Origin of the sequence: Streptomyces capillispiralis (assembly GCF_007829875.1) — a bacterium.
Lineage (GTDB): Bacteria > Actinomycetota > Actinomycetes > Streptomycetales > Streptomycetaceae > Streptomyces > Streptomyces capillispiralis.
The window spans coordinates 5807126-5820311 of the sequence record NZ_VIWV01000001.1 but is presented as its reverse complement, the minus strand read 5'-3'; the positions used below and the strand labels follow the sequence as shown (position 1 = coordinate 5820311).

Annotated in this window: 9 protein-coding genes; 5 read left to right on the top strand and 4 right to left on the bottom strand. The window is 71.5% G+C overall.

From position 1 onward, the window contains the following. Positions 1-9: 9 nt before the first annotated feature. Positions 10-1281 carry an extracellular solute-binding protein gene (locus FHX78_RS25310; protein ID WP_145869700.1) on the bottom strand — a complete coding sequence of 424 codons (1272 nt, stop codon included), beginning with the start codon at positions 1279-1281 and terminating at the stop codon, positions 10-12. Positions 1282-1740: 459 nt separating this feature from the next. Here FHX78_RS25310 and FHX78_RS25305 point away from each other — a divergent pair, with 459 nt between their 5' ends. Then, positions 1741-2775, top strand: a complete 1035-nt coding sequence (locus FHX78_RS25305; protein WP_145869699.1) for a LacI family DNA-binding transcriptional regulator — start codon at positions 1741-1743, stop codon at positions 2773-2775. A 132-nt stretch (positions 2776-2907) separates the two neighbouring features. Next, positions 2908-3777 carry a phosphatase PAP2 family protein gene (locus FHX78_RS25300; protein WP_145869698.1) on the top strand — a complete coding sequence of 290 codons (870 nt, stop codon included), beginning with the start codon at positions 2908-2910 and terminating at the stop codon, positions 3775-3777. 50 nt (positions 3778-3827) lie between these two features. On the opposite strand, the gene FHX78_RS25295 is transcribed toward FHX78_RS25300, so the two are convergent. Further along, on the bottom strand, positions 3828-6830 hold the full coding sequence (locus tag FHX78_RS25295) for a bifunctional [glutamine synthetase] adenylyltransferase/[glutamine synthetase]-adenylyl-L-tyrosine phosphorylase (RefSeq protein WP_145869697.1): 3003 nt from the start codon (positions 6828-6830) through the stop codon (positions 3828-3830). A gap of 420 nt (positions 6831-7250) precedes the next feature. Between FHX78_RS25295 and FHX78_RS25290 the strand changes: the two genes are divergently transcribed. After that, positions 7251-7691, top strand: coding sequence for a VOC family protein (locus FHX78_RS25290; RefSeq protein WP_145869696.1), 441 nt, complete (start codon positions 7251-7253; stop codon positions 7689-7691). Between the two features lie 106 nt (positions 7692-7797). Here FHX78_RS25290 and FHX78_RS25285 read toward each other — a convergent pair whose 3' ends face one another. After that, on the bottom strand, positions 7798-9375 hold the full coding sequence (locus tag FHX78_RS25285; RefSeq protein WP_145869695.1) for a pectate lyase family protein: 1578 nt from the start codon (positions 9373-9375) through the stop codon (positions 7798-7800). Positions 9376-9773: 398 nt separating this feature from the next. Here FHX78_RS25285 and FHX78_RS25280 point away from each other — a divergent pair, with 398 nt between their 5' ends. Next, positions 9774-10196, top strand: a complete 423-nt coding sequence (locus FHX78_RS25280) for a hypothetical protein (RefSeq protein WP_145869694.1) — start codon at positions 9774-9776, stop codon at positions 10194-10196. A 103-nt stretch (positions 10197-10299) separates the two neighbouring features. On the opposite strand, the gene glnA is transcribed toward FHX78_RS25280, so the two are convergent. Then, positions 10300-11661: a type I glutamate--ammonia ligase gene (glnA, locus tag FHX78_RS25275; RefSeq protein WP_145869693.1), complete on the bottom strand. Its 1362-nt coding sequence runs from the start codon at positions 11659-11661 to the stop codon at positions 10300-10302. A 327-nt stretch (positions 11662-11988) separates the two neighbouring features. On the opposite strand from glnA, the gene FHX78_RS25265 reads away from it, so the two are divergent. Beyond that, positions 11989-13170, top strand: a complete 1182-nt coding sequence (locus FHX78_RS25265; RefSeq protein ID WP_145869691.1) for a globin domain-containing protein — start codon at positions 11989-11991, stop codon at positions 13168-13170. Positions 13171-13186: the final 16 nt, after the last annotated feature.

Sequence of the window (13186 nt, the reverse complement as noted above, 5' to 3'; positions counted from 1 at the left end):
CCACGCGGGTTACTTGCTGAAGTCCGGCACCAGCTTGGCGATCGCGGTCTCCGCGTCGCCCAGGCCCTTGTCCAGGGACTCCTTGCCGCCCGCGATCTGGGGCAGCTCGTCGTCCATCGGCCCCCACAGCGAGCTGTACTCGGGCAGGGCCGGGCGCGGCTGGGCGGCCGGGAGGACCGTCTGGTAGCCGGCGATGCCCGGGTCGGTCTTGACCTCGGCGGTGTAGGCGTCGTCGCGCGTGGGCAGCGTGGAGTTCTTCAGCGCGATGGTCTCCTGCGCCTTGGCGGAGGTCATGAACTTCACGAACTTCAGCGCGGCCTGCTGCTTGTCCTCGGTGGAGCCGGCGTAGACGGACAGGTTGTGGCCGCCGGTCGGGGCCCCCGCCTTGCCGGTGGAGCCGGCCGGGACGGTGGCGATGCCGAGGTTGTTCCTGTCCTTGAACGCGGAGCCCTTGTAGAAGTTGGTGATCTCCCACGGGCCCTGGATGATCGAGGCGACCTTGCCGTTGACGAACGCGTCCTGGATGTGGGCGTAGGCGTCGGCGGTGGTGTCGGCCTTGTGCAGGCCCTTGCCGTCGAAGAGGTCCAGCCAGGTGCCGTACGCCTTCTCGGCCTCCGGCGACTTCACGGTGACCTTCTTGGCGTCGGCGTCGACCATGTCGGTGCCCTCGCCGTACAGGAACGGCTGGGCGTAGTAGCCGGCGGTGGAGCCCCAGTAGCCGTCGACGCCGGTCTTGTCCTTGATGGTGGCGGCGGCCTTCTTCAGGTCGTCCCAGGTCTTGGGCGCCTCGACGCCGGCCTTCTCGAACAGTTCCTTGTTGTAGACGAAGGCCAGGGTGTCCGTGGTGAACGGGACGCCGTAGGTCTTGCCCTCGTACTTGGCCTGCTCGATCAGGTTGGGCTGGAACTTGTCCTGCTCGGCGAGGGCCTCGGTGCCGTCCAGCGGCACGAAGAAGCCCTTCTTGGCGAAGGCGGGGGTCCAGCCGACCTCGGAGCGCAGCACGTCGGGGGCGCCCTTGGAACCGGCGGCGGTGTCGAACTTGTTCTGCGCCTGGTCGAAGGGGACGTTGACGTACTTGACCTTGATGTCCTTGTTGGCGGCCTCGAACTCCTTGACCAGGGCCTGGTACGTCGGCGCCTCGTTGGTCGCGTTGGAGGTGTCCCACCAGGTGATGGTGACCGGGCCGCCGGCCTCGTCGCCGCTGTCGCTGTCTCCGCCGCAGGCCGTCGCCGCGAGGGCGAGGGACGCCACCAGCGCGGTGGCCGCTATGCCACGCCGCATGAGTTCTCCTTGAGGGTGAAAGCCCGTGTGGTGCAGGGAGCGGCCCCGTCTGCCGCCCTGCCGACTTGCCGACTGCGCCGATGGGGGCCCCTCCCGCTCGATTGGATTCGAGAGTGGGGGACGCCGCCGGGCGACGTGAACGTAACAGCGATGGAACCGAATCGAAAGACTTTGCAGAAAAGTTTTGCAAGCAGCGCCGAGAGTTATGCCGCCGTGACCTGCTCTCGACCCCCGCGCGACCCGGGTTTCCGCCCGTACGGCGGGGGTTCGGACCGTTGTGCAAGACTCTGCAAGCACTTGCCATCCGTTGCCGCCGGGGGAATCATCCCTTGCGACCGGACGCCGACCACCACGTGAGGGACCGCGATGACCCAGCAGCCCGCAACGGGCCGTCCGACGGCGCGCACCAGGCGTCCCGTCGGTGTGCAAGGCGGAACCCGGCCGCTACAGTCCAGTCCTGTGACCACAAGGCTTGCTGATATCGCTGCTCAGGCGGGGGTGAGCGAGGCGACCGTCAGCCGGGTCCTGAACGGCAAGCCGGGCGTCGCCTCCACCACCCGCCAGTCCGTGCTCGCCGCGCTCGACGTACTGGGCTACGAGCGCCCGGTGCGGCTGCGGCAGCGCAGCGAGGGCCTGGTCGGTCTGATCACCCCCGAGCTGGAGAACCCGATCTTCCCGGCGCTGGCCCAGGTCATCGGGCAGGCGCTGACCCGCCAGGGCTACACCCCGGTGCTCGCCACCCAGACCCCGGGCGGGTCGACGGAGGACGAGCTGACGGAGATGCTCGTGGACCGCGGGGTGGCGGGCATCATCTACGTCTCCGGACTGCACGCGGACACCACCGCCGACATGCAGCGCTACGAGCGACTGCGCGCCCAGGGCGTGCCGTTCGTGCTCGTGGACGGCTTCTCGCCGAAGGTGCAGGCGCCGTTCATCTCCCCCGACGACCGGGCGGCGATGGCGCTCGCGGTCACCCACCTCGCCTCCCTCGGCCACACCCGGATCGGGCTGGCGCTCGGGCCGAAGCGGTTCGTGCCGGTGCAGCGCAAGATCGAGGGGTTCGTGCGCACTGTGCAGGAACAGCTGGGGCTGAGCGCCGCCACGGTCGAGACCGAGCTGATCCAGCACTCCCTCTACACCCTGGAGGGCGGCCAGGCCGCCGCCAACGCGCTGATGGACCGCGACTGCACCGCGGTGGTGTGCGCGAGCGACATGATGGCGCTCGGCGCCATACGGGCGGCGCGGCAGCGCGGCCTGGACGTGCCGAAGGACGTCTCGGTGGTCGGCTTCGACGACTCCCCGCTGATCGCCTTCACCGATCCGCCGCTCACCACGGTCCGCAAGCCCGTCCCGGCCATGGGTCAGGCGGCGGTGCGCACGCTGCTGGAGGAGATCGGTGGAACGCCCGCCCCGCACAGCGAGTTCGTGTTCATGCCGGAACTGGTGGTGCGCGGTTCGACCGCTTCGGCCCCTGGGGACCGGAATCGTCCCTAGGGTGGAGGAAACGACGTCCCGCGCACTGCCACGGTAGGAGGGCACCCGCCTGTCGTCGGGGGAGAACATGCGGGCGGGACGGGACCGGGGGATGATCTGAGGGGTGGGGCTTTTCTGGCAGACTCTGTGCCCATGGGTGACACGACCGTGACAACGCTGGAAGGCCTGGAAAGGGCCGTTCCGCATCCCGTCGCGGAAGAAACGGGGCGGACCTTCCTGCGCCGCCCCCGCGTCCCCCGCCGGCCCCGGCTGTGGTTCGAGATCCTGCTGATCGCGGTGAGTTACTGGACGTACTCGCTCGTCCGCAACGCGGTGCCGGAACAGCGGGCCGAGGCGCTGCGCAACGCCGACTGGATCTGGCGGCTGGAGCAGCAACTCGGCACGGCCTTCGAGCAGTCCGTCAACCACGCCGTGAACTCGGTGACTTGGCTCGTCGTCGGCATGAACTACTACTACGCCACCCTGCACTTCGTGGTGACGCTGGGTGTCCTGGTGTGGCTCTACCGTAGTCATCCCGGCCGGTACGCGGCGACCCGGACGGTCCTGTTCACCACCACCGGCATCGCCCTGGCCGGCTACTACCTGTATCCGCTCGCCCCGCCCCGGCTGATGAACGGCCAGGACTTCGTCGACACCGTCCTGGTGCACGAGACATGGGGGTCGATGGCCTCCGGCGACCTGAAGAACATGTCCAACCAGTACGCCGCGATGCCGTCGATGCACATCGGCTGGTCGGTCTGGTGCGGACTGACGATCTTCGCGCTGGCCGCGGTCCCGTGGGCGCGCGTCCTGGGCGCGCTGTACCCGGTGGCCACGCTGGTGGTCATCGTCGCCACCGCCAACCACTTCTGGATGGACGCGGTGGGCGGCGTGCTGTGCCTCGCCTTCGGCTACGGGGTCGCCCGGGTCTGGTACGGCAGCCGGCCGTACTCGCTGCCGAGGCTGGTGCCCGGCCGGGAGAAACGGGAACAGGGCACCGTCCCGGTGCCGAAGCAGGGCTGAGACGCCGGGCGGGTCCGCCCGTCCGGACCGGCCGGCCCGCCCGCCGGGCGCTACGACCCGCCGTAGAACAGCTCCTCCACCACGGCCCGCGCCCTGCGCGCCGTACGCCGGTACGCGTCGAGCATGTCGCCCGCGTGGCCGGGGCCGTAGCCCAGGTAGCGGCCGACGGCCCCCAGTTCCCGGGGGACGGTGGGGAAGGTGTCCGCCGCCCGGCCGCGGACCAGCATCACCGCGTTGCGCACCCGGGTGGCGAGCACCCAGGCCTCGTCGAGGGTGGCGGCGTCCTCCTCGGAGATCAGCCCGGCGGCACGGGCGGCGGCCAGCGCCTCGCGCGTCCTGGTGGTGCGCAGTCCCGGCTCCCGAGCGCCGTGCCGCAGTTGGAGCAGCTGCACGGTCCACTCCACGTCGGACAGCCCGCCCGGGCCGAGCTTGGCGTGCAGCTTGGGGTCGGCACCGCGCGGCAGCCGCTCGGACTCCATCCGGGCCTTCAGTCGCCGGATCTCCCGCACCGCCTCGTCGTCGAGCCCGTCGGCCGGGTAGCGCAGCGGGTCGATCAGCTCGATGAAGCGGCGGCCCAGGTCCTCGTCCCCGGCGACGTGCTCGGCGCGCAGCAGCGCGTGCCGCTCCCACACCAGCGACCAGCGCCGGTAGTACGCCTCGTACGACTTCAGGGTGCGCACCAGGGGGCCGGACCTGCCCTCCGGGCGCAGGTCGGCGTCGATGAGCAGCGGCGGGTCGGCGCTGGGGATCTGCAGCAGCCGGCGCATCTCGGAGACGACCTTGTTGGCCGCCTCGGACGCCTCCCGCTCGTCCACGCCCTCGCGCGGTTCGTGCACGAACAGGACGTCCGCGTCGGAGCCGTAGCCCAGCTCGTGCCCGCCGAAGCGGCCCATGCCGATGACCGCGAACCGGGTGGGCAGGGTGTCCCCCCAGCCCTCGCGGACCACGGCGCGCAGCGTGCCGGCGAGGGTGGCGGCGGTCAGGTCGGACACGGCGCCGCCGACCAGGTCCACCAGCGCGCCCTGGTCGGCCTCGGCAGGCTGGGACTCGGTGCCGTAGGAGCCGACGATGTCCGCCGCCGCCGTGCGGAACAGCTCGCGGCGGCGCACCCCGCGGGCGGCGGTGACGCCCTGGACGGCGTTGTCCGCGCGGCCGACGGCGGCGAGGACCTCCTGCTCCAGGTGGGCGCGGGAGCGGGGGGTGAGTCCCCCGCCGTCCCCGTCGCCGAGCAGGGCGACCGCCTCGGGGGCGCGCATCAGCAGGTCGGGGGCGAGCCGCCCGGCGGAGAGCACGCGGGCCAGGTTCTCGGCGGCGGCCCCCTCGTCGCGCAGCAGCCGCAGGTACCAGGGGGTCTTGCCGAGCGCGTCGGAGACCTTGCGGAAGGTGAGCAGTCCGGCGTCCGGGTCGGCGGAGTCCGCGAACCAGCCCAGCAGCACCGGCAGCAGGGTGCGCTGGATGGCCGCCTTGCGGCTGACCCCGGACGCCAGCGCCTCCAGGTGCCGCAGCGCGGCGGCGGGGTCCGCGTAGCCGAGGGCGACCAGGCGCTCGCGGGCGGCCTCCGCGCTGAGCCGGGCCTCGCCGGGGGCGAGCGCGGCGACCGCGTCGAGCAGCGGCCGGTAGAACAGCTTCTCGTGCAGCCGCCGTACGACGGAGGCGTGCCGCTTCCATTCGCGGTGGAGGGTGGCGACCGGGTCGGTGCGCAGGTCCAGGGAGCGGCCCAGGCGGCGCAGGTCGGCCTCGTCCTCGGGGACGAGGTGGGTGCGGCGCAGCCGGTAGAGCTGGATGCGGTGCTCCATGGAGCGCAGGAAGCGGTAGGCGTCGTCGAGCTGGGCGGCGTCCGAGCGGCCGACGTACCCGCCGGCGGCGAGCGCCTTCAGCGCGTCGAGGGTGGTGCCGCTGCGCAGGGAGGTGTCGGCGCGGCCGTGCACCAGCTGGAGCAGCTGCACCGCGAACTCGACGTCCCTGAGGCCGCCCGGCCCGAGCTTCAGCTGGCGGTCGATCTCGGCGGCGGGGATGTTCTCCACCACGCGGCGGCGCATCTTCTGCACGTCGGCGACGAAGTTCTCCCGCTCGGCGGCCTGCCACACCAGTGGCTGGAGCGCGGTCGTGTACTCCTCGCCGAGCGCGGGGTCACCGGCGACGGGACGGGCCTTGAGGAGCGCCTGGAACTCCCAGGTCTTGGCCCAGCGCTGGTAGTAGGCGAGGTGGGAGGCGAGGGTGCGCACCAGCGGGCCGTTGCGGCCCTCGGGCCGCAGGTTGGCGTCGACGGGCCAGATGGAGCCCTCGACGGTGGTCTCGGAGCAGATCCGCATCATGTGCGCGGCCAGCCGGCCGGCGGCGCGCAGCGCCTTGCCTTCGTCTCCCCCGTCGACGGCCTCCCCCACGAAGATCACGTCGACGTCGGAGACGTAGTTCAGCTCGTGTCCCCCGCACTTGCCCATCGCGATCACCGCGAGGCGGCACAGGGCGGCGTCCTCGGGCGCGGCGGCAGCGGCCAGCCCCAGCGCGCGGCGCAGGGTCGCGGTGGCCAGGTCGGCGAGTTCGGCGGCGGTCTGGGCGACCTCGATCGTGCCGCAGACGTCGCGGGCGGCGATGGACAGCAGACAGCGGCGGTAGGCGACGCGCAGCGAGACCGGGTCGGTGGCACCGGCGAGGCCACGCTCGAACTCCTCGATCCCGGGGTGCAGGTCGCGGGGTTCGTAGGTGACGAGCGCCTGCCAGTCGCTGGGGTGCCGGGCCAGGTGCTCGGCGAGCGCGGCGGAGGCGCCGAGCACCCCGAGCAGCCGGTCCCGCAGCGGCTTGGCCGCTATCAGCGTGTCCAGCAGCTCCTGCCGTGCGGTGGCGCCGCTCTGCGCCTCCAGCAGCCGCACCAGCCCGAGCAGCGCGAGATCGGGGTCGGCGGTGGCGCCGAGGGCCTCCAGCAGCACGGGGTCGTTGCGCAGGGCGGTCAGCCCGTCGGTGTCGAGCAGGCGCTCGGCGGCCGACGGATCGGTGAAGCCGTGCCGCAGCAGCCGCGTGAAGGTACTGCTCCTGCGCCCCGGCGCCGACGTCATCCCCGGCCTCCCTCGTGCCTCTCGACCCGGATCGAGTCGCACCGGGTCGGATCGGGTCGTACGGCCATGAGCCTAACCGGAGTACCGGTGCACGGCCCGGGTCGGTCGGGGGTCCGCCGACGTGTTCTCGGTGGCGGAGGGGGCCGACTCGGGTGGCGGAGGGGACCGACGTCGGTGGCCGGTGGCGGAGGGGGCCGGTTTCGGTGGCGGAGGGCGCCGACTTCGGTGGCCGTGGGGGCCGACTTCGGTGGCCGTGGGGGCCGACTTCGGTGGCCGTGGCGAAGGACGCCGTTTTCGGTGGCGAAGGGCACCGTTTTCGGTGGCGGAGGGCGCCGTTTTCGGCTTCGGTGGGGGGGAGCCGTTGAGCCGGACGGGGCGGCGGTTCGCGTGACGCCGGAGTCGACGAAGGAGCCGCAGTTCATGGACATGACCCTCGAAGTGATCCCGCTCCCGGTGAGCGACATCGACCGGGCCCGGGACTTCTACCGGGACAAGGTCGGCTTCCACGTCGACATCGACCAGGAGGTCATGCCGGGCCTGCGCATCGTCCAGCTGACCCCGCCGGGCTCCGGCTGCTCGATCGCCCTCGGCGACGGCCTGTGGAAGATGACCCCCGGTCCCACCCCGGAGCCCGGCTCCTACCAGGGGCTCCAGCTCTGCGTCGCCGACATCCGGGCGGCCCACGCCGAACTGGTCGCGCGGGGCCTGGACGTCTCCGAACCGGTCCAGTACGCCCCGTCCGACGGCGCCACGTTCATGTACTTCAAGGACCCGGACGGCAACGGCTGGTCCGTCCAGGAGTACCGGCGCCGTGCGGAGGAGCCGCTGCACAAGGTGCTGGGGGACCTGGCGGGGGCGTAACCGGGCGGGCGGTGCCGGTGAAAGGCGGTCACCGCACGGGGTGACGGGCGCGCCGGGGGCGGCGCGCGCCGGGGGCCGCCCGTCAGGGGACGGCCCCCGGCCCGTGCTAGCTCGCGTACGTCTCGAACTCGGCGATCCGCGGGGTGCCCGAGGAGCCGGTGATCTCGAAGGTGATCTTCTTCAGGGAGGTCGCGGGGAAGCCGATGACGCCCGCTCCGCTGCCGGAGGCCAGGACCGCTCCGGTGTCGTGGTTGACGACCCGGTAGGACCGTATGGCGCCCTCGGCGCCCGCCGCCTCGCGGATGGTGACCTTGGAGACGGTGGTGGCGGTGCCCCACTTGACCGAGACCGAGCCGGTCGAGCCGGCCGGCGACCAGTAGGTGCTCATGCTGCCGTCACGGACGTTGCCGTAGCTCGTCCCGTCGGCCTTGCTGCTGCCGTCGGCGCCGGCGCCGAGGCTGAGGTTGGTGCCGCTCGGCGGGTCGGTCGGGTCGGGGTCCGTGGGGTCCGGCTCGGTGGGGTCCGGCTCGGTCGGGTCCGGGGTCTGCGGGGTGCAGCTGCCGTCCGACACCTTCAGGCCCTTGTTGGCGCCCGCGGTCTGGCTCACGACGCTCGGCACGCAGCTCGCCGCGTCCGGCGTGAACGCGTACGGGATGCTCACCGAGGTGTTCGACGTCGGGTTCGGACCGGCCGGGTTGTGGTCGCCCTCCCGCTCGGACCAGGTCACGTTGTCGAAGATGTTGCCGCTGACCTGCCAGTAGCCGGCCGCGTCCGTGTAGAACGTGCCGAGGACGTCCTTGGAGTCCTCGAAGTAGTTGTTGTCCACCTTGGCGCGGGCCCCGGCGCGGGAGTTGATCCCGGACTCGTTCAGGCTCTTGTAGTGGTTGTTGTAGATGTGCGCGATGCCGCCGCGCAGCAGGGGCGTACGGGAGTCGATGTTCTCGTACAGGTTGTGGTGGAACGTGACGTAGCCGTTCGAGGTGTCGCTCTCGCTGGAGCCGATGAGGCCGCCGCGGCCGGAGTTGCGCAGGGTGCTGTAGGAGAGGGTGACGTACTGCGTGTTGTCCTTCATGTCGAAGAGGCCGTCGTAGCCCTCCGACTCGCCGCCCGACGCCTCCAGCGTGGTGTGGTCGACCCACACGTTGCGCACACCGCTCTCCATGCCGATGGCGTCACCGCCGTTCGACGTGGGCGAGCCGGACTTCTTGACGTTCCGGATCGTCACGTTCTGGATGATGATGTTCCTGGACTCCCGGATGTGGATGCCCAGTTGGTCGAAGACGGCGCCGTTGCCCACGCCGACGATGGTGACGTTGCTGATCTGCTTCAGCTCGATCACGCCGTCGGCGGTGCTGCAGCTGCCGCCCGACACCTTGCTGGTGTTGCCGTGGTTGATGGTGCCCTCGACCTGGATGACGATCGGGGTGGAGCTGCTGGCGCGGCTGCACAGCGCCTGGTGGATCGCGGTGCCGGTGGTGGCACGGACCGTCTGGCCGCCCGCGCCTCCGGTGGTGCCGCCGTTCTGGGTCGCGTAACCGGTGGCGCCGGCGGCGGCCACCGCGGCGGACGTCCCGGCGGATGCTCCGGCGGATGCCTCGGCCGTGGACATCGCCAGCCCCGTCGCGGCCGCGACGGCTCCCGTGGCCGCTAACGCCGAGAGCCGTACTGCGACTGATCGTCTCATTGTCGTCTCGCCTTTCGGTCATGTCATGGGCATGTCAGTAGAACCGATGAGGGAGGGCGGGGGTGGGCCGGACCCATCGGCGGGAAAGCGCTTTCTGTTGTCGTGACAGTAAAGCTACGTCCTCGGGGCTGACAAGGTTCCGCGCAGTTACGGACGGTCGCCTTCCGGTTCTTGGGAACGTGCCGTCCCCCGGCTCACCGCCGCCGCGGGGCCCCGGGTCGCGGAGAGTGGCCGTACGGCGAGCGGAACGTGGGGCACGATGACGCCATGACGCACAGCGGACCGTTCCGCCGCGGGCTCGCTCGGCGGCCCGCCGGACGGGACGGCGGCCGTGCGGCGACCGCTCCCCCCAACGCCGGGGGCGGCGGCCCGACGAACCCGGAGAAGGAAGGGACGACGTGGAGGCGGACGTCAGGTCGGAGAACGAAAGGATCAAGCATCTCGAGTTCATCCAGGCGACCATCGCTCGGCTCGGCAACAACGTCTTCCTGATCCGGGGGTGGAGCGTCACCGCGACCGGTGTCCTCCTGGCCGTCTCGGTCCAGGTCGACCAGTGGCGCATCGCCACCCTGGCGCTCCTCATCGGCCTGGGCTTCTGGGCGCTCGACGGCTTCTACCTGCGGCGCGAGCGCATGTTCCGACGGCTCTACGACGACGCCGCCCTGCACCGGCCGCCGCGCGTCCCCCTTTTCAGCATGGACACCCGGCCCTATCTGTCGAGCGTCCCGTGGACGGGCGCGCTGTTCTCCGACTCGGTGATGATGGTCCACCTGCCCGTCCTCACGGTCGACGTGGCCGTCGCCTGCGTGCTCGCCTTCTGAGGAGGGCGGGGACGGGGTACGCGAGAGGGGCCGGCGGTGTACGACCGCCGGCCCCTCTCTCCCCGCCGCGCCGACGGGGACACCCGTTCGCTCCGGGGCGCGCCTACAGCACCGGCAGGTTCTTGCGCAGCTCGAACGCGGTGACCTCGGAGCGGTACTCCTCCCACTCCTGCTTCTTGTTGCGGAGGAAGAAGTCGAAGACGTGCTCGCCGAGGGTCTCGGCGACCAGGTCGCTGCGCTCCATCAGGGTCAGGGCCTCGCCCAGGTTCTGCGGGAGCGGCTCGATGCCGAGGGCGCGGCGCTCCGCGTCGGAGAGGGCCCACACGTCGTCCTCGGCGCCCGGCGGGAGCTCGTAGCCCTCCTCGATGCCCTTCAGGCCGGCCGCCAGGAGCAGCGCGTAGGCCAGGTAAGGGTTGGCGCCGGAGTCCAGGGAGCGGACCTCCACGCGGGCGGAGCCGGTCTTGCCGGGCTTGTACATCGGCACCCGGACCAGGGCCGAGCGGTTGTTGTGGCCCCAGCAGATGTACGACGGGGCCTCGCCGCCGGCGCCGGCCGTGCGCTCGGTGCCGCCCCAGATGCGCTTGTAGGAGTTGACCCACTGGTTGGTGACCGCCGAGATCTCCGCCGCGTGCCGCAGCAGGCCCGCGATGAAGGAACGGCCGACCTTGGAGAGCTGGTACTCCGCGCCGGACTCGTAGAAGGCGTTGCGGTCGCCCTCGAAGAGGGAGAGGTGGGTGTGCATGCCGGAGCCCGGGTGCTCGGAGAAGGGCTTCGGCATGAAGGTCGCCTGGACGCCCTGCTCCAGCGCCACCTGCTTCATGACCAGGCGGAACGTCATGATGTTGTCCGCCGTCGAGAGCGCGTCCGCGTAGCGCAGGTCGATCTCCTGCTGGCCGGGGGCGCCCTCGTGGTGGGAGAACTCCACCGAGATGCCCATCGACTCCAGCATCGTGATCGCCTGGCGGCGGAAGTCCATGCCCACGTTCTGCGGGGTGTGGTCGAAGTAGCCCGAGTTGTCCGCGGGGGTCGGGCGGCTGCCGTCGACCGGCTTGTTCTTCAGCAGGAAGAACTCGATCTCCGGGTGGGTGTAGAAGGTGAAGCCCAGGTCGGAGGTGCGGGCCAGCGCGCGCTTGAGGACGTAGCGCGGGTCCGCGAAGGACGGGGAGCCGTCCGGCATCAGGATGTCGCAGAACATGCGGGCCGTACCGGGGGCCTCGGCGCGCCACGGGAGGATCTGGAAGGTCGACGGGTCCGGCTTGGCGATCATGTCGGACTCGTACACCCGGGCGAAGCCCTCGATGGCGGAGCCGTCGAAGCCGATGCCCTCGTCGAACGCCTGCTCCAGCTCGGCGGGGGCGACGGCCACGGACTTCAGGAAGCCCAGCACGTCGGTGAACCACAGGCGCACGAACCGGATGTCGCGCTCCTCCAACGTCCGGAGCACGAACTCCTGCTGCTTGTCCATCTTCCGCTTCCCCATCCTTGCCGGTCAGGCCGCCTGTCCGCTCCCGCACCACGGGAGGCGGTCGGGCTCCCGAGCATCCCACCACACGAGCGTTTCATACGCGTTGCCGACCTTGATCGGGCGGCTGGCCGCGGCCTGAACGCCTGGCACACGACAGGTGTACCGCTCCGCTGCCCATCTTGCCCTTTCGGGCAGGCATCCGTAACGCCCGACCCCCACCCGCCCCGCCGCTCCCCTTCCGGCTCCGCGAAACCCACCCCCCCCTAAATTGGAATTTCGGATGCAAGTTTTAATGGGGGCACAGGTACCCAGCCATGAGGAGACCCGATGCTGTCCGAGCAGTCCGCCACCGTCGTCCGCGCTACCCTTCCCGCCGTCGGCGCGTCCCTCGGCGAGATCAGCGAGCGCTTCTACACCGGGATGTTCGCCGCCCGCCCCGAGCTGCTGCGCGACCTGTTCAACCGCGGAAACCAGGCCTCCGGCACCCAGCGCCAGGCCCTCGCTGGATCGATCGCGGCGTTCGCCACGCACCTGCTGGACCACCCGGACCAGCGGCCCGACGCGATGCTGGGGCGCATCGCCCACAAGCACGCCTCCCTCGGCATCACCCCGGACCAGTACGCGATCGTCCACAAGCACCTGTTCGCCGCCATCGCCGACGTCCTGGGCGAGGCCGTCACCCCCGAGGTCGCCGCCGCCTGGGACGAGGTCTACTGGCTGATGGCGAACGCCCTGACCGCCATCGAGAAGCGGCTGTACGAGGAGCGCGGCGGGCACCAGTGGCGGACCTGGGAGGTCGTCGAACGGATCACCGAGACCGCCGACGTCGTGACCTTCCGGCTGCGCCCGGCCGACGGCGGCCCGGTGCGCGCCTTCCGCGCGGGGCAGTACGTCTCCGTCCGCGTCACCCTCGCGGACGGCGCCCGGCAGATACGGCAGTACAGCCTCTCCGGGGCCCCCGACCCCGACGCGCGGCAGTTCAGCGTCAAGCGCGTGCACGCGGACCCGGCCCCCGAGGGCGAGGTGTCCCACCACCTGCACGCCCGCGTGCGGGCCGGTGACGTTCTGGAGCTGTCCGAGGCCCACGGCGACCTGGTCCTCGACACCGACGCGGACACCCCGCTGCTGCTGGCCTCCGCCGGGATCGGCGTGACCCCGATCACCGCGATGCTGGCGCACCTCGCCGAGAGCGGGCACCGCGCCCCGGTCACCGTCGTGCACGGCGACCGCTCCCCCGCCGACCACGCCCTGCGCGCGGACCATGAGGCGTTCCCGGCCAAGCTGCCGGACGCGACCGTGCGCTTCTGGTACGAGCAGGACGCCCCCGAGGGTGCCCACACCGGCTACGTCGACCTCGCGCAGGTGCCGGTCGCGCCGGCCACGCACGCGTACCTGTGCGGTCCGCTGCCGTTCATGCGGGCGGTGCGCGAGCAGCTGATCGGCAAGGGCGTGGCGCCGGCCCACATCCACTACGAGGTGTTCGGCCCCGACCTGTGGCTGGCCAGCTAGCCAGGGGGTTCCGTTG

What these genes read in the sequence shown, in the direction of transcription:
- FHX78_RS25265 (WP_145869691.1), top strand. Translation starts at nt 11,989, where the DNA reads ATGCTGTCCGAGCAGTCCGCCACCGTCGTCCGCGCTACCCTTCCCGCC.
- glnA (WP_145869693.1), bottom strand. Translation starts at nt 11,661, where the DNA reads ATGGACAAGCAGCAGGAGTTCGTGCTCCGGACGTTGGAGGAGCGCGAC.
- FHX78_RS25295 (WP_145869697.1), bottom strand. Translation starts at nt 6,830, where the DNA reads ATGACGTCGGCGCCGGGGCGCAGGAGCAGTACCTTCACGCGGCTGCTG.
- FHX78_RS25290 (WP_145869696.1), top strand. Translation starts at nt 7,251, where the DNA reads ATGGACATGACCCTCGAAGTGATCCCGCTCCCGGTGAGCGACATCGAC.
- FHX78_RS25310 (WP_145869700.1), bottom strand. Translation starts at nt 1,281, where the DNA reads ATGCGGCGTGGCATAGCGGCCACCGCGCTGGTGGCGTCCCTCGCCCTC.
- FHX78_RS25300 (WP_145869698.1), top strand. Translation starts at nt 2,908, where the DNA reads ATGGGTGACACGACCGTGACAACGCTGGAAGGCCTGGAAAGGGCCGTT.
- FHX78_RS25285 (WP_145869695.1), bottom strand. Translation starts at nt 9,375, where the DNA reads ATGAGACGATCAGTCGCAGTACGGCTCTCGGCGTTAGCGGCCACGGGA.